The sequence below is a fragment of the Sphingomonas phyllosphaerae 5.2 genome (genome assembly GCF_000419605.1).
In the GTDB taxonomy this organism is placed as follows: Bacteria; Pseudomonadota; Alphaproteobacteria; order Sphingomonadales; family Sphingomonadaceae; genus Sphingomonas; species Sphingomonas phyllosphaerae_B.
The window spans coordinates 35,655-52,645 of the sequence record NZ_ATTI01000001.1; the positions used below are offsets into that span (position 1 = coordinate 35,655).

The window sequence follows — 16,991 nt, forward strand, 5'->3', positions numbered from 1 at the left end:
GCTCACGCGACCAGGTTCACGAGCCGGTCGGGCACCACGATCACCTTGCGCGGCGTCTTGCCTTCCAGCGCGCGGATTACCTTGTCGGACGCCAGCGCCGCCGCCTCGGCATCCTCCTTCGCCAACCCCTTCGGCAGTGTCAGGGTGTCACGCAGCTTGCCGTTGATCTGCACCGCGATCGTCACTTCGTCGTCGATCAGCAGCGCCGCGTCGACGCTCGGCCATGCGACATCGGCGATCAGGCCGTCGCCGCCGCGCGCGGCCCACGCTTCCTCGGCGATATGCGGCGCCATCGGCGCCACCAACCGCATCAGCGCCGCCACCGCTGCGTCACGCGACGCCGAGGGCGCAGCCTTTTCGATCGCGCTCACCAGTTCATAGAGCTTGGCGACCGCCTTGTTGAACGACAGCGCCTCGATGTCGTCGGCGACTCCGGCGATCGCACGGTGCACCTTGCGATCGAGCGCCTTGTCCTCGCCCCCCGCCGCCGGTGCGACCGCAAACAACCGCCACAGCCGCTGGACGAAGCGCCATGCGCCCTCGATGCCGTTCTCGCTCCACTCCAGATCGCGCTCCGGCGGCGAGTCGGAGAGCATGAACCAGCGCACCGCGTCCGCGCCATATTGATCGACGATCGGCTCGGGATCGACGGTGTTCTTCTTCGACTTGGACATCTTCTCGACCCGACCGCGGATGATCGGAATCGCCCCGCTCTCCTCGGTCTCGAAGAACAGCTTCCCGCCCTCGCCAACGGTCAGGTCCGCAGGAGCCACCCACAACGCGCTCGGCGGCCCGTCGTGGTCCGGGATATCGAGTTGATAGGTCTCGTGGGTCACCATTCCCTGCGTGAACAGCCCGGTGAACGGCTCCGCCAGATCGATAAGACCGACGTGCCGCAGCGCGCGCGTCCAGAAGCGCGCATAGAGCAGGTGCAGGATCGCATGCTCGACCCCGCCGATATATTGCCCGACCGGCAACCAGCTTTCCGCCACCGCCCGGTCGAACGGACGATCCTCTGGCTGGCTGGCGAAACGGATGAAATACCACGACGAATCCGCAAACGTGTCGAGCGTGTCGGTATCGCGCAACGCATCTGCCCCGCACGCCGGGCACGCCACGTGCTTCCACGTCGGATGGCGATCGAGCGGATTGCCTGGTACGTCGAACGTCACGTCCTCCGGCAGCGTCACGGGCAATTGCTCGCGCGGCACCGGCACTTCGCCACAGGCCGCGCAATGCACGATCGGGATCGGCGTCCCCCAGTAACGCTGGCGGCTCACCCCCCAGTCACGCAGCCGGTACACGGTCGATCCAATACCCCAGCCACCTGCCTCGGCGCGCGCGATCACGTCGCGCTTGGCGTCGTCGATTTCCAGGCCGTCGAGAAACTGCGAGTTCACCAGCCGCCCGGGGCCGCTGTACGCCGCATCGGCGTCGAACGCCGGATCGGTCTGCTCGCCATCCGCCACCACCCGCCGGATCGGCAGTGCGTATTTGGTCGCGAAGTCGAAGTCGCGCTGGTCATGTGCCGGCACCCCGAACACCGCGCCCGTGCCGTATTCCATCAGCACGAAATTGGCGATGAACACCGGCAGCTCGCCGGCGCCGAACGGATGCGTCGCGGTCAGCCCGGTATCGTAGCCGAGCTTTTCCTGCGTCTCCAGCTCGGCCGCGGTCGTCCCGCCCTGCTTGCAACGCTCGATGAAGGCTGCGGCCGCCGCGTCACGCGCGGCGAGCGCCTGCGCGATCGGATGATCCGCCGCCACCGCGACGAAGCTGGCACCGAACATCGTATCGGGGCGGGTGGTGAACACTTCCACCGATCCGCCGTCGGAAAGCTGGAAGCGAAACGTCAGCCCCTGGCTCTTGCCGATCCAATTCTCCTGCATCAGCCGCACCTTGTCCGGCCAATGCTCCAGGCTACCCAGCCCCTCGATCAGTTCGTCGGCGAACTGCGTGATCTTCAGGAACCACTGGCTAAGCTTGCGCTTCTCGACCAGCGCCCCCGAACGCCAGCCCCGCCCGTCGATCACCTGCTCGTTGGCGAGCACGGTCATGTCGACCGGGTCCCAGTTGACCGCCGATTCCTTGCGATAGACCAGGCCGGCCTTCAGGAACTCGAGGAACAGCGCCTGTTCGTGCCCGTAGTAATCGGGCTCGCACGTCGCCAGTTCCCGCGACCAATCGAGCGCAAAGCCCAGCCGCTTCAGCTGCGCCTTCATCGCGGCGATATTGGCGCGCGTCCAGTTGCCGGGATGCACGCCCTTTTCCATCGCCGCATTCTCGGCCGGCATCCCGAACGCGTCCCACCCCATCGGGTGCAACACCTCGTGCCCGATCATGCGCCGATACCGCGCCAGCACGTCGCCCATCGTATAGTTGCGGACGTGCCCCATGTGGATCTTCCCCGACGGATAGGGGAACATCTCCAGCACATAGCTTTTCGGCTTGGGGCTGTCGTCGCGCGCGGCGAAGGTCGCTCGCTCGTCCCACACCTTCTGCCAGTGCGCGTCGGCCTTCAGCGCATTGAAGCGGTTCGTCATCCGCGCGCTCAGCCGGTCACCGCGCCACGGCGCAGGTCACGCGCACGCGTCAGGATGATATCCTCCAGCTTCTGCGTCGTGGCCGCCTCGACCGGCGACGCCACCCACTGGCCGTTCCGGTTCACCTCGCGCAGCGCCGCCACGCGCACCGCGTCGGCACGGAGATCCTGGTCGAGAATCGACACGGTCAGTTTCATCCGCTCGCCGGGCGTCTGCGGGTTCACGTACCAGTCGGTGACGATCACGCCGCCGTTGGAATCGGTCTGCAGCAACGGCATGAAGCTGATCGTGTCGAGCGTCGCGCGCCACAGGTAGCTGTTGACGCCGATGGTGGTGACCTTGGACGCGGCGAGGTCGCCTTCGGGCTTGCCCCCGCGGCCGCCGCACGCCGACAGCGTCAGCGACAGGGCAAGAGCGGCTGACAGGCCAGCCGCAAGGCGCGAGGGGCGGAACATCGGCATCGTCCTTACAGGGAATTCAGGTGATCGCGCCCGCTCTACCCGCACCGCCTGCCCCCGGCAAGCGCGCCACATTGTGGACATGATGCAACAGGTGCCGGATAAAGAGCCGGGGCGGTAATGGACTCGGAACGGATTCCTGTTAGGCCCGCTCTCACAGTCCGGATGTATTGGTCCGGCAAAAGGGGATGGGATTCGATCGTGGCCGCAGGACGCCGCATCGCTGCATGTATCGCGGGGGCCGTGCTGGCTGCCGCCGTCGCAGCCGTGCCCGCGCTCGGGGCCGCCGACTCCGCCAGACATGTGACGCGAAAGCTCGCTCCAGCGCCGCGCATCACCGGTTCCTTCACGCCTTCGGCCGCCGATCCCAAGCTCGCGGCGCTGTTCGCGCGCGGCGGGCTCGACCCGAGCAGCTTCAGCTTCACGCCATCCGAATCGCGGATCGGCAATCGTGCGGTGACCGTCGCGGTGCGTGCGCGCTCCAGCACCGGGTCGCGCGACTCGACCCGTTACGCCGCGGCGAACACGCAAACCGTCGGACTCGCTCCGATCGCCTACAATCTGGGTGTCGCGGTCGGCTGGAAGCGGTTCGCGATCTCCGGCGACGTCGCCAAGATCGATCTGGCCGGCGTCCCCGGCAGCCGCGAGGCCGCAGACGTCGCGCTCAGCTATTCGGGCAGCAAGTGGAGCGGCCGCGTCGGCGCGACCGCCGATCGTCCCCTGCCCGGCGCACCTCGTGCGCTCACCGAGCCGAACAGCTATTCGATCGACGTGGGCGGCAGCTACTCGATCACCCGCAACCTCGACCTGACGGCAGGCATGCGGCTGAAGACCGACCGTGAGCGCCTTGCCCGCGTCGATGACGATCGCCGCGACAGCCAGGCCGTCTACGTCGGCACCGCGTTCCGCTTTTAAGGGCCGGTTGCCGTAAGGCTGACCTGACGCTTCACACCCGCTGACCTGTCGAGCGACATGCCATCGCGGGCCACCTCGCGAAGGCAGGCCGATCGCAGTCGACCGACGGCAGCGTCGACTCGCAACACCGCCGGGAACGGCATGCGCTCGATCCCGGCTTGTGAGAGTCACCCGCCGGCAGAGCCGAAGCTACTGATTACACGCGTCGATCCCGGCGACTTCTTTCAGCGTTAGCGCCGCTCCATAGCGCTACCGTGCACTCTAGCCGACGACCGCAACCACTGTGACCGGCCGGCGGAGCCAAAGGCTGCGACGCGCCGCAGTACGTTTCCACGCCCGCCTGCCATGAGGGCGACCTTGACCATCCACCAGGGTCGATCGACACTCGACCGGTCCCCGCGAGCGCCGTCATCGCGAGCGTAGCGAAGCGATCCAGTGCATCGCGCGGAACGCTGGATTACTTCGCTCTACTCGCAAAACGGGTAAAGGTCGCAAACCTGCCCGATCGAGCGCCGTGCGCCATAACAGATGGAAAATCTTCGTTCGCGAACAGCCCGGCATCCGTAAGGCGCAGAATGTCGCCGCCTGGTACCAGGCCCTTTCGATGACCTGCCACACGCACCCCTAACCGGTGCGGGCTGGACGAACACCGCTCCACGGTCCGCGACTCGTCCCTCGCCCTGGGGCTTGATCCCCGGGATCCGCTATCCCAAGCGCTTCCCTGGACCCGGTAACGCGGTAGTCGGCCGCACCGTCAAGTCCGCCGCGGTCGGCCCCACGCATCGATCGCGGCGAACCCGTCGAATCCCAGCGCCCGGATACGTCGCCACCGCCGCATATCCATCCCGCCCAGCGCGATCACGACGACCGGTAGCCCGCGCGCGATCGTGGCTGCCCGCGCCGGTCCGATGCCGCGCGCACCCGGATGCGACCGGGTCGCGAACACCGGCGACACGAACAGCATTGTCGCGCCCGCCCGTACCCCCGCCAGCGCCTGGCGGCGATCGTGCGCCGGCCACGTCACCAGCCCGTGCCCGCGCTGCCCGTGCACCCCCGCCTCGCCGCGCATCGGCACCGCGCCGGCGCGCACCAGGACCAGCCCGCGCGCGCGCGCGATCCGGCGCACGCGTTCGAACAGCATCCGACGCTCCGCCGCCGGCGTGTCGTAATGGCGGAAGATCACGCCGCCGCCGCGCGGTAGACGCGCCAAATCGCCCCACAGCGCCCCCTCACGGCGTTCGTCGGTCATCAGCCAGCAGATGGGGTGGCGGGCAGCCATACGGCTGCCTATAGCGCGCGCAATGACCTCCGACGACCGTCTCGCCGCCATCCATGCCCGGATCGCGACCGCCGCCCGCGCCGCGCGCCGTGATCCTGCCGGCGTCACGCTGGTGGCGGTGTCGAAGACTCAGGATGCCGCGGCGATCCGCCCGCTGCTCGCCACGGGCCATCGCGACTTCGGCGAGAACCGCGTGCAAGAGGCACAGGCGAAATGGCCGGCGCTGCGTGACGAATTCGAAGGCGTGCGGCTGCACCTTGTCGGACAATTGCAGTCGAACAAGGCCGCCGATGCGGTCGCGCTCGCCGATGCCATCCATAGTGTCGATCGTGCCTCGCTCGTCACCGCGCTCGCGCGGGCGATGGAAGCCAGCGGTCGCCGGCCCGATTGCTTCGTGCAGGTCAATATCGGGGAAGAGGAGCAGAAGGGCGGCTGCGCGATCGGCGCCTTGCCGGCGCTGCTGGCCGAAGCACGCGCCGCCGACCTGCCGGTTGCGGGGCTGATGTGCGTCCCGCCGGCGGGGATCGAACCCGCGCCCTATTTTGCGTTGCTGGCGAAGATCGCAAGGGATTCCGGAATGGCAGGACTCAGCATGGGTATGTCCGACGATGTCGAGCAGGCGGTGATGCTCGGTGCCACGCACGTCCGCGTCGGCTCGGCGCTGTTCGGGCCACGCGCATGACCCCGCGTTTCGATGCCCTGCTCTTCGACTTCGACGGCGTCCTGATCGAGAGCGAGGCATCGGGCAACCGCCACCTCGCCGACTATCTGACCGCTGCCGGGCATCCGATTTCCGCGGAGGAATCGATGTCGCGCTTCATGGGTCTGGCGGGCAAGGATTTCCTCGGCGCGGTCGAGACCTATATCGGCGCTGCCATCCCCGCCGACTTCCACGCGCAGCGTACCGTCGAGAACGAGCGCTGCCTGGCAGAAGGCATTGCCGAGGTCGCGGGCGCCACCGCCTTCGTCCGCGCCCTCCCGCCAGCGCTGCGCCGCGCCGTCGTGTCTTCCAGCCGCGTGAACTGGATCGCCACGCATCTCGACCATCTCGGGCTGCGCGCCTCCTTCGGCGAACACCTTTACTCCGGCGCCGAGCACGTCGCCAACGGCAAGCCCGCCCCTGATCTCTATCTGTATGCCGCGGAGAAGCTGGGCGTCGCGATCGAACGCTGTGCGATCATCGAGGATTCGCCGGTCGGGGCGACCGGGGCAGTCGCGAGCGGCGCGTTCGTCGTCGGGCTCGTCGCCGGCGCGCATTGTGGCCCGGATCACGCAACACGCCTCCGCGCGATCGGGGTGGATGCCATCGCCCGCAACTTCGACGACGTCGCCGCCCTGTTGGGGTAACCGCTCGCTTAGAGCTGGTGGCCGGTCCGATCGCGCTTGGTCGCGAGATATCTCGCATTGTGGGGATTTGGCGGCAAGGCGTGCGGCACGCGCTCGACCACCGTCACCCCGGCCGCCTCCAGCCCCGCGACCTTCGCGGGGTTGTTGGTCAACAGCCGCACCCGGCCCTGCCCCAGCAACTGCAGCATCCGGCCCGCCACGCCAAAGTCGCGCGCGTCGATCGCGAAGCCGAGCCGCATGTTGGCGTCGACAGTGTCGAAACCCTGATCCTGAAGCGCATAGGCCCGCAGCTTGTTGACCAAACCGATCCCGCGCCCCTCCTGCCGCAGGTACAGCAACACGCCCCACCCCGCCGCCGCGATCGCGCGGATCGCCGCTTCCAGTTGCGGCCCGCAGTCGCATTTCAGGCTGCCCAACACGTCCCCGGTGAGACATTCGCTGTGTAAACGCACCAGTGGCGGTGCACCGTTCGGCACCCCGATGATCAATGCGACGTGCTCGTCGGCGCTTTCGGGCGATCGAAACGCGACGATCTCGGCGTGCTCAGCCCCCGCCACCGGCAGCCGCGCGCGCACGGCGATCGCCAGTCTTCCCGAATCCTCATGCGCATCGATATCCTCGACCCGCACCGTCTCCTCGACGGCCCCGGCCCCGATCACGAAGGCCGGCAGCAATCCCGCAATACGCGCCAGCCGTAGCGCCGCCGCTGCGGCTTGCGGCGATGTCACCGGAATCGTGCGAAAAGGTCCCTTGAAAGGCGTCGCAAGATCGAGCTGCGGATCGGCCAGCGCCGTCGCCAGCGCCATGTCGAACCATGGGGCATGCTCGATCACCACCGGCCAATCCGGCACCGCCGCATCGCGTTGATTCGACAGCTTCAATGTCTCGGCCCGCCCGCTCGACAGCAGCACGTCGTGCGCCCGGTCGCCGGTAAAGCGCGCCATCCGCTCGGCATCCGCCGTCTCGATCGCGAGCAGCGCCAGCGGAGCCTCGCCTGCCGCCGCTACGGCGATCGGCCAACCTCGCCGCATCGCATCGATCGCGCGCGCGGCATTGCGGGCACTCACCAGTCGAACTCGGTCATGATCGGCACGTGATCGGATGGCTTCAGCCAACTACGGCACGATTCAAATACCTTATGGGCCGTTGCCGTCTTCGCGACATCGCCCGTCGCCCACATATGATCCAGCCGGCGCCCGCGATCGTTCTTGGTCCAATCAGGAGAGCGATAACTCCACCACGTGTGCAACCGCGCCGGCGCCGGATGAAAATGCCGGCCGAGGTCGACCCAGTCGTTCGACCCTTTCAGCCCCTCGAGCGCCTCGACCTCGATCGGGGTGTGGCTGACCACCTTCAGCAGCGCCTTGTGGCTCCAGACGTCGCTTGGCAGCGGCGCGATGTTGAAGTCGCCTGTCAGGATCGTCGGGACGCTCAATCCCTCGGACCAGCGTGTCATCCGCTCCACAAAATCCAGCTTTTGCCCGAACTTGGGGTTCACTTCACGATCGGGAACATCGCCGCCGGCAGGGACATAGACGTTCTCCAGCCGCACGCCGTTGGGCAATCGCACGCCCAGATGCCGCGCCTCGCGGTTCGCCTGCCAGTCGAACCGGTCGTCCTCCACCACCGGCACACGCGCGACGATCGCAACACCGTGGTGCATCCGTTGGCCATGAAGCAGCACGTGCTCGTAGCCGAGCGCGCGAAAGGCGTCGGTAGGAAAGTCCGCGTCGATCACCTTCGTTTCCTGAAGACACAACACGTCGGGCCGCGCCTCGCGAAGGAATTGCTCGACGATCTCGATGCGAAAGCGGACCGAGTTGATGTTCCAGGAGACGATCTTCACGCTGGCCTAGGTAGCCAAGGCGGCACGGGCCGACAAGGCGCGGCGCGGCGACGCGATCGCCAGCCGCCACATAGAGAAAGGCCCCCGCTCCGGGGGCATGGAGCGAGGGCCGACTCAGCGTTCGTCACGCAAGCGGTAGGCGGGGAGACCGGGCAACAGGGGGAAAATCCCGGTGCCCACCGACCGTGGTTCCTATCTAGCGGCGCCAGCCTTTCGCACAGATGAACGGATTGGAAGAAAATACCCTTCTTAGCCCGTGCGACCCTGTCGACGCGGGTCTGTCCACCGGAACGTGGAGTCGGATACAGGCATGTTGAAGCGTTGGCCGCTCAGCCGGATCGTCGTACGGTTCCCCTGGCTATCGAGCGCAGCCCAGCCCTGCAGCATCAACCCGCCCGGCGCATCCGGCTTACGCGCGAAGACCATCGTCATGCGGCCATATTCGGGGTGCTTCGGATCGTAGATCTCTACCGACAGAACGCCGGAATTCGTCGACGGCACCACCTTCGCATAGCGCGAGATGTCGCGGGTCGGATCGACCAGGATGCTGAGCGGCGAATTGTTGATCGGCCAGCGCTGCACCTGCCGAACCGAATAATCGATGAACGTGAACGCCTTCCCGTCACCGACGATCAGCAGCGGCACGCCCTTCTGATACTGGAACCGGATCTTGCCCGGCTTCTTCAGCGTCAGCGTGCCGGTCAGTACCTGGCCGTTACGATCGGTCTGCGCAAAGGCTGCGGTCATCGACCCGGTGTCGGAAAGATGCCGCTGTACCGCCGCCAGATCCGGCGACGTCTGTGCGACCGCCGGCACTGAGGCCGTCACCAGAACGGTCAGCGGCAGGAGGTATTTGGACATGATGTCTCCTGACAAATACGAAGTCCCGCCGGTGCCACGGCGGCATTGAACCCGCCGTGAACCCTTACGAAAACAGCGTAACCAGCCCCGGAGTGGTTTCGGCGCCAACCCAGCCTTCGTAGATCATTCGGAAAGCGACGAAGACGATCACCGCGAGGCCGATATACGCAATCCAGCGATAGCGATCGATGATCCGCGCGATGAAGTTCGCCGCCAAACCCATCAACGCCACCGACAGCAGCAAACCGATGACCAGAATGCCGGGATGCTCACGGGCGGCACCGGCGACCGCCAGCACGTTGTCGAGGCTCATCGAAACATCCGCCACCGCGACCGCCCACGCCGCCGCGGCGAAGCTCTTTACCGGCCGGGCGAGGTTCGGATCGCCATGCGCATCGAGCTCGGACTGCCCGCCGCTGCGGATTTCGCGCCAGAACTTCCAACTGACCCACAGCAACAGCAAGCCGCCGGCGAAGATCAATCCGACGATCCCCATCAACCAGGTGACGATCAGCGCAAACAGGATCCGCAAGGCCAGCGCGGCGCCGATCCCGATCAGGATCACCTTCTTGCGCTGCTCGGTCGGCAATCCCGCCGCCAGGGCACCGACGACGATCGCATTGTCGCCCGCCAGGACCAGATCGATCATCAGCACCGATCCGAACGCCGCCAGCGCCGCCGGATCGGACAGATTGGAGAAGTCGGCAACGATATGATGCCAGATATCGCCCAGCGATCCGGGACCCTGGATGGGCGCGGCCGCGGAAGCCGCGGCGGCAAGCGTAGCGATAAGGCTCAAGATAAGGTCACTCCCCGTGCTGACCAACATCAATGATGCTGACCGGCATAACGTTCCGGCGCGGGCCTGCGAGCGATAATGTCGCTCGACGTGCCGCGGAGTGGCGGCTGCCGCCGCGCGACATCGGCCAGATACGACGCCTTGCCGGCCCGATCGGACGGGGCCGGCTGCGCGCGCGGCCGGCCCGACTGGTTATTGATTCATCGAGTCGAAGAAGTCGTCGTTTGTCTTTGAATCCTTCATCTTGCCCAGCAGGAACTCCATCGCGTCGACGGTGCCCATCTGCATAAGGATCCGGCGCAGCACCCACATCTTCGAAAGCTGCCCCTTCTCGACCAGCAGTTCTTCCTTGCGCGTACCGCTCTTGCCGACGTCAATCGCCGGGAAGATGCGCTTGTCCGCCACCTTCCGGTCGAGGACGATCTCGGCGTTGCCGGTGCCCTTGAACTCCTCGAAGATTACTTCGTCCATGCGGCTGCCGGTATCGATCAGCGAAGTCGAGATGATGGTCAACGATCCACCTTCCTCGATATTGCGGGCCGCACCGAAGAAGCGCTTCGGGCGCTGCAACGCATTGGCGTCGACACCGCCGGTCAGCACCTTGCCCGAGGACGGGACCACGGTGTTGTAGGCGCGACCGAGGCGGGTGATGTTGTCGAGCAGGATCACCACGTCCTTCTTGTGCTCGACCAGTCGCTTGGCCTTCTCGATCACCATCTCGGCAACCGCGACGTGGCGCGTCGCCGGTTCGTCGAAGGTCGACGAGACGACCTCGCCGTTCACCGTGCGCTGCATGTCGGTGACTTCCTCGGGCCGCTCGTCGATCAGCAGCACGATCAGGAACACTTCCGGATGGTTGTGTCCGATCGCGCGCGCGATGTTCTGCATCATGATCGTCTTGCCGACGCGCGGCGGCGCGACGATCAGGCAGCGCTGCCCCTTGCCGATCGGCGCGACCACGTCGAGCACGCGGCCCGACTTGTCCTTGATCGTCGGGTCCTCGATTTCCATTTTCAGCCGCTCGTCAGGGTAGAGCGGGGTGAGGTTGTCGAAGTTGACGCGCTGACGAACGCGCTCGGGCTCCTCGAAGTTGACCTGCATGATCTTCACCAGCGCGAAGTAACGCTCGCCATCCTTCGGCCCGCGGATTTCACCCTCGACGGTATCGCCGGTGCGCAGGCCGTGCTTCCGCACCTGGTTCGGGCTGACGTAGATATCGTCGGGGCCCGCGAGATAATTGGCCTGCGCCGACCGCAGGAAGCCGAAGCCGTCGGGCAGCACCTCGATCGTGCCCTCGCCCATGATCTGCTCGCCGTTTTCGGCCTGCACCTTCAGGATCGCGAACATCAGATCCTGCTTGCGCAGCGTCGAGGCACCCTCGACGCCGAGTTCCTCGGCCAGCTGCACGAGCTCGGCCGGCGCCTTCTTCTTCAAGTCCTTGAGATGCATTGTATCTGTCCGATGTGATCGGGGGTCGGGGAAGCTCGGCCGGCGATGGAGAACGCTCGAGAAACGAAGCTGTAAAGGATGCGGCGCGCACCGAGGACCGATGGCGTCGTAGGGGCGAGGTATGATTCATGCCCCGCTTAGTCAAGCGGGGATGCGCCGATCAGAACGGCTTCACGATCACAAGAATGACGATCAGCGTCGCTGCAAGCGCCGGAATCTCGTTCATCATGCGCAGCGCCTTGTTCGAGACGGTCGTGCGTCCCTTCGCCAGCTTCTTCGCATAGCCGACCGCCCAGCCATGGTAACCGGACAACAGAAAGACGATCGCGAGCTTGGCATGCAGCCACCCCAGCCCGGGCGTACCGTCCGCGATCCCCGCGTTCAACGCCAGCGCGATGCCCAGCACCCACACCGCGATCATCGCCGGCGTCAGGATGATCCGCCGCAGCTTGCCCTCGCGCTCCGTCCAGCGCGCCGCATCTGCGGGATCGGACAGCCCCTCCTGATGATAGACGAGATAACGCGGCAGCATGAACAATCCGGCCATCCAGAAAATCACGAAGATGACGTGCGCCGCCTTCACCCAATCGTAGGTCGCACCAAGGAAACCCGCCATCATTCGCCCCTCACCCGTTGTAGCAGCTGCTCGACATGCGCGATCGGGGTATGCTGCCCGATGCCGTGGCCGAGGTTGAAGACATGCGGCCGCTCCGGGAACGCCGCCAGCACGCGGTCGATCCCGCGATCAAGCGCAACGCCGCCGGTCAGCAGCGCGAGCGGGTCGAGGTTGCCTTGCACCGGCAATGCCGGCGGCAACACCGCATCTGCCCATAACGGATCGACCGTCTCATCCAGGCCGATCGCATCGACCGCGGTACCCGCGGCATAGGCGGCCAGCTTACCGCCCGCGCCCTTGGGGAAACCGATGATCGGTACGCCGGGGCAGCGCGCACGCACGCCATCGACGATCGCACGGTTGGGCGCGATCACCCAGCGCTCGAACTGCTCGGGCGAGAGGCTGCCGGCCCAGCTGTCGAAAAGCTGCACCGCCTCTACCCCGGCCGCGATCTGCCCGGCGAGATAGTCGATCGTCATCGCAACCACCGCATCTACGATCGCGGCGAACGCCTGCGGATCGGCATAGGCGTAGCGGCGAGTCGCTTCCTGATCGCGGCTACCCTGCCCGGCGACCATATAGGTCGCGATCGTCCACGGCGATCCGGCGAATCCCAGGAATGTCGTTTCCACCGGAAGCGCTGCGGTCACACCACGCACCGTCGCATAGACCGGATCGAGCCGGGCCGGCAGTGCCGCAAGCGACTCCAGCGCGGCATCGACCAGCGGCGGGGCCAGCCGCGGCCCTTCGCCGACCCCGAACGACAGGTCCTGTCCCAGCGCCCATGGCACCATCAGGATGTCGGAAAACAGGATCGCGCCGTCGAAACCAAACCGACGGATCGGCTGCAGCGTCACTTCGGTGGCTGCGATCGGATCGGTTGCAAGCGCGAGGAACCCGCCCTTCTCGGTACGCAACGCGCGATATTCGGGCAGGTAGCGTCCTGCTTGCCGCATGAGCCACGTCGGCGGTCGCTCGCTGCGGGTGCCGTTCAGGACTCGCAACAGGGGTTTGTTAACCATCATGTGCGATCCATCTTCCCTTCAAGAAGATTCTAGAGAGCTGGTTGTTGCTGTAGTGGGCGCGTGGGTTGCGGGGCTTATGCGTCATCACCGGAATTGCCAACAGCTTGACTCACGATCGTTCGATGGAGCCGAGCGGATTCGCGGCAGATGATCCCCGTGATTCACAGGCTGTGGATTGAATCCATGGCTGGGGACGACGGTGTGGATGGAATCCGGTTTATCCACGGCCGGGTGCCGCGCTTGGCGGGTCGAGCGAGTTACGCTACCGCCGATCCACACGTTATCCACAGATCGGTCCAGCAGGTTCATGAACCGCCTTCATCTCCACCTGCTGTCGGATTCGACCGGCGAGACGCTGGAGAACATCGCCAAGGCCGCACTGGCGCAATATGACGATGTCGAGACGGTGCGGCACTTCTGGCCGATGGTGCGCACCGAGACGCACCTCGACCGCATCCTCCAGGAGATCGCGCAGAACCCGGGACTGGTGATCTTCACCCTGGTCAATCCGGCGACCCGCACCGCGCTCGAAACGCGCTGCCGCGCGCTCGGGCTTCCGACGGTGGCTCCGCTCGACCCCGTCAACGATGCCCTGTCGGTGCTGCTCGGTCAGCAGGCCAAGGCGCGGCCGGGCCGCCAGCACGTGCTGGACGCCGCCTATTTCGCGCGCGTCGATGCGATCCAGTTCACGATCGCGCATGATGACGGCATCGCGCACGAGGAATGGGAAGAGGCGGACATCCTGCTCGCCGGGGTTAGCCGTTCGTCGAAGACCCCGACCTCGATCTATCTCGCCAATCGCGGATACAAGACCGCCAACATCCCGGTCGTCGTCGAAAGCCCGCCACCGCCCGTGCTGTTCTCGCTCAGGAACCCGCTGGTCGTCGGGCTTACCACCAGCACCGATCGGCTGATCCAGATCCGCCGGAACCGCCTGCTCTCGCTCAATCAGGCGACCGAAACCAATTACGTCGACCAGGACGCCGTCGCGCGCGAGATCGCTTATGCGCGGCGCATGTTCGCCGACAACGGCTGGCCGGTGATCGACGTCACGCGCCGCTCGATCGAAGAAACCGCCGCCGCGATCATCGCCCTGGTCAATGAACGCCGCGGGCTAGCTGCACGGAACACCGATTGATGCTGATCCTCGCTTCGCAAAGCGCCTCGCGCACCGCCATGCTCTCCGCCGCCGGCGTGCCGTTCAGCGCCGAACCCGCCTATGCCGACGAAGCGGCGCTGAAGGAGGCGATGGCGGGGCGTCATCCACGCGACATCGCCGACGCGCTGGCCGAGCTGAAGGCGTTGAAGGTCTCTGCGCGGCATCCCGGCCATCTGGTGTTGGGATCGGACAGCCTCGCCGTGCTCGATGACGGCACGATCCTCGACAAGCCGGCGAGTCGCGACGAGGCGCGCGATCACCTGGCGCGCATGTCCGGCAAGCGCCACGATCTGGTCAGTGCGGCGGTGATCGCCGAGAACGGGCAGGCGGTGTGGCGCATCGTCGACAAGGCCAAGATGTTCGTCCGTACCCTGTCACCCGAGTTCATCGAGACCTACCTCGATGCGGAATGGCCGGCGATCGCGAGCTGTGTCGGCTGCTACCGTATCGAGGGACCGGGTGCGCAGCTCTTCGCGCGCATCGACGGCAGCCAGTTCACGGTGCTGGGGATGCCGTTGCTCCCGGTGCTCGATTATCTGCGCGTCCGACAGGTGTTGCCGACATGACCTATGCCGAAGTGATCGGCGATCCGATCGCCCATTCCAAATCGCCGCTGATCCATGGATTCTGGCTCGAGAAGCTCGGGCTGGCGGGCGATTATCGCGCAACGCGCGTGGTCAGTGATGATCTCGGCGCCTTCTTCGCGCAGCGCGAGCAGGACACTGCGTGGCGCGGTTGCAACGTCACCGTCCCGCACAAGCTGGCGGTGCTCGATCATGTTCCGGATCCCGGTGACGTGCGCGGCGCGATTGGCGCGGTCAACACGGTGTTCCGCGGCGAGGATGGTGCGCTGGTCGCGACGAATACCGATGCCGCCGGCTTCCTTTCGCCGATCGCCGACCTCGACCTGAGCGGACGCCCGATCGTCGTCGTCGGGGCCGGCGGGGCGGCGCGGGCGGTGCTGTTCGCCTTGTCTCGCGCCGGCGTAGGGCGGGTCAGCTTGCTAAATCGTACACCGCTGAAAGGCGCGGCGCTGCTGGCGCAGTTCGGATTGAAGGGCGAGGCGCTGCCGTTGACCGCCCGGCTTCCGGCGGCGGCGTTGCTGGTCAACGCCAGCGTGCTGGGGATGGCAGGGCAGCCGCCGCTCGACCTCGATCTCGGCCCGCTTGCCGACGACGCGATCGTCTACGACATCGTCTACGCACCGCTTGTCACCCCGCTGCTTGCGGCGGCGCAGGCGCGTGGACTCGAAACGGTCGACGGACTGGAAATGCTCGTCGGGCAAGCGGCGCTCGCCTTCGAGCTGTTCTTCGGCGCCGCGCCGCCGCGCGAGCATGATGAGGAATTGCGCGCGCGCCTGCTGGCATGAGACCGGTAATTCTTGGGCTGACCGGTTCGATCGGCATGGGCAAGTCGACGGTAGCCGCGATGTTCGCCGACGCCGGCGTACCGGTGTTCGATGCCGATGCCGTGGTTCACCGGCTGCAAGGACCTGACGGGACGTTGCTCTCCGCGATCGAGGCGCGCTTTCCCGGAACGACGGGAACGAGCGGTGTCGATCGTGCCGCGCTGGGCGCGGCGGTGCTGGGCGACGATGCGGCGATGCGGACGCTGGAGGCTATCGTCCATCCCGCGGTGCGGGCCGAGCGTGCGGCGTTCGTCCACCGGCATCGGAATGCGCCGATGCTCGTCTTCGACATACCGCTGCTGTTCGAAACCGGCGGCGATCGCGACGTCGACAAGGTGGTGGTCGTTTCCGCCGCCGCGGATGTGCAGCGTGTACGCACGCTCGCCCGGCCCGGGATGACCGTCGACAAGTTCGAGGCCATCCTGGCGCGCCAGATGCCCGATGCCGAAAAGCGTGCCCGCGCCGACTGGGTGATCGGCACCGACGTGCCGTTGGAGCAGACGCGCGGGGCGGTCGACCGTGTCATCGCTTGCGTGCACGACATCGAGCGCCGATAACGATGCGATCATGCGTGAGATCGTTTTCGACACCGAAACCACCGGCCTCAGCTTTGCGGGCGGGGACCGCATGGTGGAGATCGGCTGCGTCGAGCTGGTCAACCGGGTTGAAACCGGTCGCACCTTCCATGCCTATTTCCATCCAGAGCGCGATATGCCCGTCGAGGCGGAGCGGGTCCACGGCCTGTCCGCGGCCTTTCTCTCGAAACACCCGCTGTTCGCCGCCGGTGTCGGGGCCTTGCTGGAGTTCATCGGCGACGCGCCGCTGATCGCGCACAATGCGGGGTTCGACTTCTCCTTCCTAAACGGCGAGTTGGAGCGTTGCGGCCAGACCGTCGTGTGCCGGTCGCGGATGGTGGACACGCTGGCGATCGCGCGCACCCGTCATCCCGGCGCGAAGCACACGCTCGATGCATTGTGCAACCGCTATGGCATCGATCGCTCGCACCGTGTGCTGCACGGCGCCTTGCTGGACGCACAGCTGCTCGCACAGGTCTATGTCGAACTGCTGGGCGGGCGCCAGATCGGGCTAGGCCTGATCAGCGAGGCGCCTCCGGTCATCGCTGTGGAGGTGGTTGCCGCACCGGTCCGCGCCCGTCCGCTGCGGGTCTTTTCGCCTAGCGATGCGGAACTGGTAGCGCACGCTGCGTTTCTGAAGGGGGTCAAAGAGCCCCTGTGGGGTGTCGCCGCGTCCGACTGACGCGAAAGACCGCCGGGCCGCGAGGGGGC

The 16,991-nt window shown here is 66.3% G+C and carries 18 protein-coding genes; 8 read left to right on the forward strand and 10 right to left on the reverse strand.

Annotated features, from left to right (window positions below; genetic code table 11):
• Window positions 1-2: 2 nt before the first annotated feature.
• Both leuS and SPHPHY_RS0100185 read right to left on the reverse strand, forming a co-directional pair.
• Window positions 3-2,543 carry a leucine--tRNA ligase gene (gene leuS / locus SPHPHY_RS0100180; protein WP_022684695.1) on the reverse strand — a complete coding sequence of 847 codons (2,541 nt, stop codon included), beginning with the start codon at window positions 2,541-2,543 and terminating at the stop codon, window positions 3-5.
• Window positions 2,544-2,551: 8 nt separating this feature from the next.
• Window positions 2,552-2,998 (reverse strand): DUF3576 domain-containing protein, encoded by a 447-nt coding sequence (locus SPHPHY_RS0100185; RefSeq protein ID WP_028056310.1) that lies wholly within the window; start codon window positions 2,996-2,998, stop codon window positions 2,552-2,554.
• A 204-nt stretch (window positions 2,999-3,202) separates the two neighbouring features.
• Here SPHPHY_RS0100185 and SPHPHY_RS0100190 point away from each other — a divergent pair, with 204 nt between their 5' ends.
• On the forward strand, window positions 3,203-3,916 hold the full coding sequence (locus tag SPHPHY_RS0100190; RefSeq protein WP_231370310.1) for a hypothetical protein: 714 nt from the start codon (window positions 3,203-3,205) through the stop codon (window positions 3,914-3,916).
• Window positions 3,917-4,670: 754 nt separating this feature from the next.
• Here the strand turns inward: SPHPHY_RS0100190 and SPHPHY_RS0100195 are convergent.
• A complete protein-coding gene (locus tag SPHPHY_RS0100195; RefSeq protein WP_081645359.1) occupies window positions 4,671-5,165 on the reverse strand; it encodes a thiamine phosphate synthase in 495 nt (164 codons plus the stop codon).
• A 52-nt stretch (window positions 5,166-5,217) separates the two neighbouring features.
• On the opposite strand from SPHPHY_RS0100195, the gene SPHPHY_RS0100200 reads away from it, so the two are divergent.
• Entirely contained in the window at window positions 5,218-5,877 is a 660-nt protein-coding gene (locus SPHPHY_RS0100200; RefSeq protein WP_022684699.1) for a YggS family pyridoxal phosphate-dependent enzyme, read from the forward strand.
• Entirely contained in the window at window positions 5,874-6,542 is a 669-nt protein-coding gene (locus tag SPHPHY_RS0100205; protein WP_022684700.1) for an HAD family hydrolase, read from the forward strand. The genes SPHPHY_RS0100200 and SPHPHY_RS0100205 overlap by 4 nt, the downstream gene beginning before the upstream one ends.
• An 8-nt stretch (window positions 6,543-6,550) precedes the next feature.
• On the opposite strand, the gene ribA is transcribed toward SPHPHY_RS0100205, so the two are convergent.
• The 7 genes from ribA to hemE form a co-directional block, all read right to left on the reverse strand.
• Window positions 6,551-7,573 (reverse strand): GTP cyclohydrolase II, encoded by a 1,023-nt coding sequence (ribA, locus tag SPHPHY_RS0100210; protein ID WP_051148340.1) that lies wholly within the window; start codon window positions 7,571-7,573, stop codon window positions 6,551-6,553.
• Between the two features lie 32 nt (window positions 7,574-7,605).
• The gene (locus SPHPHY_RS0100215) at window positions 7,606-8,388 is read right to left on the reverse strand and encodes an exodeoxyribonuclease III (RefSeq protein WP_022684702.1); all 783 of its coding nucleotides are present in this window, start codon (window positions 8,386-8,388) and stop codon (window positions 7,606-7,608) included.
• Between the two features lie 249 nt (window positions 8,389-8,637).
• Window positions 8,638-9,249, reverse strand: coding sequence for a LolA family protein (locus tag SPHPHY_RS0100220; protein ID WP_022684703.1), 612 nt, complete (start codon window positions 9,247-9,249; stop codon window positions 8,638-8,640).
• 64 nt (window positions 9,250-9,313) lie between these two features.
• Window positions 9,314-10,078 carry a TerC family protein gene (locus SPHPHY_RS0100225; RefSeq protein ID WP_022684704.1) on the reverse strand — a complete coding sequence of 255 codons (765 nt, stop codon included), beginning with the start codon at window positions 10,076-10,078 and terminating at the stop codon, window positions 9,314-9,316.
• A gap of 162 nt (window positions 10,079-10,240) precedes the next feature.
• On the reverse strand, window positions 10,241-11,497 hold the full coding sequence (gene rho, locus SPHPHY_RS0100230; RefSeq protein ID WP_022684705.1) for a transcription termination factor Rho: 1,257 nt from the start codon (window positions 11,495-11,497) through the stop codon (window positions 10,241-10,243).
• Between the two features lie 160 nt (window positions 11,498-11,657).
• Window positions 11,658-12,113 carry a CopD family protein gene (locus SPHPHY_RS0100235; RefSeq protein ID WP_022684706.1) on the reverse strand — a complete coding sequence of 152 codons (456 nt, stop codon included), beginning with the start codon at window positions 12,111-12,113 and terminating at the stop codon, window positions 11,658-11,660.
• Window positions 12,113-13,135 carry a uroporphyrinogen decarboxylase gene (gene hemE / locus SPHPHY_RS0100240; RefSeq protein ID WP_419554947.1) on the reverse strand — a complete coding sequence of 341 codons (1,023 nt, stop codon included), beginning with the start codon at window positions 13,133-13,135 and terminating at the stop codon, window positions 12,113-12,115. The genes SPHPHY_RS0100235 and hemE overlap by 1 nt, the downstream gene beginning before the upstream one ends.
• Before the next feature lie 310 nt (window positions 13,136-13,445).
• On the opposite strand from hemE, the gene SPHPHY_RS0100245 reads away from it, so the two are divergent.
• The 5 genes from SPHPHY_RS0100245 to dnaQ are packed head-to-tail and all read left to right on the forward strand — an operon-like array spanning window position 13,446 to window position 16,962.
• On the forward strand, window positions 13,446-14,276 hold the full coding sequence (locus tag SPHPHY_RS0100245; protein ID WP_022684708.1) for a pyruvate, water dikinase regulatory protein: 831 nt from the start codon (window positions 13,446-13,448) through the stop codon (window positions 14,274-14,276).
• The gene (locus tag SPHPHY_RS0100250) at window positions 14,276-14,863 is read left to right on the forward strand and encodes a Maf family protein (protein ID WP_022684709.1); all 588 of its coding nucleotides are present in this window, start codon (window positions 14,276-14,278) and stop codon (window positions 14,861-14,863) included. Before SPHPHY_RS0100245 ends, SPHPHY_RS0100250 begins: the two co-directional genes overlap by 1 nt.
• The gene (locus SPHPHY_RS0100255; RefSeq protein ID WP_022684710.1) at window positions 14,860-15,666 is read left to right on the forward strand and encodes a shikimate dehydrogenase family protein; all 807 of its coding nucleotides are present in this window, start codon (window positions 14,860-14,862) and stop codon (window positions 15,664-15,666) included. Before SPHPHY_RS0100250 ends, SPHPHY_RS0100255 begins: the two co-directional genes overlap by 4 nt.
• The gene (coaE, locus tag SPHPHY_RS0100260) at window positions 15,663-16,262 is read left to right on the forward strand and encodes a dephospho-CoA kinase (RefSeq protein ID WP_022684711.1); all 600 of its coding nucleotides are present in this window, start codon (window positions 15,663-15,665) and stop codon (window positions 16,260-16,262) included. Before SPHPHY_RS0100255 ends, coaE begins: the two co-directional genes overlap by 4 nt.
• Before the next feature lie 10 nt (window positions 16,263-16,272).
• A complete protein-coding gene (dnaQ, locus tag SPHPHY_RS0100265; RefSeq protein ID WP_022684712.1) occupies window positions 16,273-16,962 on the forward strand; it encodes a DNA polymerase III subunit epsilon in 690 nt (229 codons plus the stop codon).
• Window positions 16,963-16,991 lie beyond the last annotated feature (29 nt).

Coding starts and splice junctions, on each gene's coding strand:
- rho (WP_022684705.1), bottom strand. CDS start 11,497: ATGCATCTCAAGGACTTGAAGAAGAAGGCGCCGGCCGAGCTCGTGCAG.
- ribA (WP_051148340.1), bottom strand. CDS start 7,573: ATGCGGCGAGGTTGGCCGATCGCCGTAGCGGCGGCAGGCGAGGCTCCG.
- hemE (WP_419554947.1), bottom strand. CDS start 13,135: ATGGTTAACAAACCCCTGTTGCGAGTCCTGAACGGCACCCGCAGCGAG.
- SPHPHY_RS0100235 (WP_022684706.1), bottom strand. CDS start 12,113: ATGGCGGGTTTCCTTGGTGCGACCTACGATTGGGTGAAGGCGGCGCAC.
- SPHPHY_RS0100255 (WP_022684710.1), top strand. CDS start 14,860: ATGACCTATGCCGAAGTGATCGGCGATCCGATCGCCCATTCCAAATCG.
- dnaQ (WP_022684712.1), top strand. CDS start 16,273: ATGCGTGAGATCGTTTTCGACACCGAAACCACCGGCCTCAGCTTTGCG.
- SPHPHY_RS0100250 (WP_022684709.1), top strand. CDS start 14,276: ATGCTGATCCTCGCTTCGCAAAGCGCCTCGCGCACCGCCATGCTCTCC.
- SPHPHY_RS0100195 (WP_081645359.1), bottom strand. CDS start 5,165: ATGACCGACGAACGCCGTGAGGGGGCGCTGTGGGGCGATTTGGCGCGT.
- SPHPHY_RS0100220 (WP_022684703.1), bottom strand. CDS start 9,249: ATGTCCAAATACCTCCTGCCGCTGACCGTTCTGGTGACGGCCTCAGTG.
- SPHPHY_RS0100205 (WP_022684700.1), top strand. CDS start 5,874: ATGACCCCGCGTTTCGATGCCCTGCTCTTCGACTTCGACGGCGTCCTG.
- SPHPHY_RS0100245 (WP_022684708.1), top strand. CDS start 13,446: ATGAACCGCCTTCATCTCCACCTGCTGTCGGATTCGACCGGCGAGACG.
- SPHPHY_RS0100225 (WP_022684704.1), bottom strand. CDS start 10,078: ATGTTGGTCAGCACGGGGAGTGACCTTATCTTGAGCCTTATCGCTACG.
- coaE (WP_022684711.1), top strand. CDS start 15,663: ATGAGACCGGTAATTCTTGGGCTGACCGGTTCGATCGGCATGGGCAAG.
- leuS (WP_022684695.1), bottom strand. CDS start 2,543: ATGACGAACCGCTTCAATGCGCTGAAGGCCGACGCGCACTGGCAGAAG.
- SPHPHY_RS0100185 (WP_028056310.1), bottom strand. CDS start 2,998: ATGTTCCGCCCCTCGCGCCTTGCGGCTGGCCTGTCAGCCGCTCTTGCC.
- SPHPHY_RS0100200 (WP_022684699.1), top strand. CDS start 5,218: ATGACCTCCGACGACCGTCTCGCCGCCATCCATGCCCGGATCGCGACC.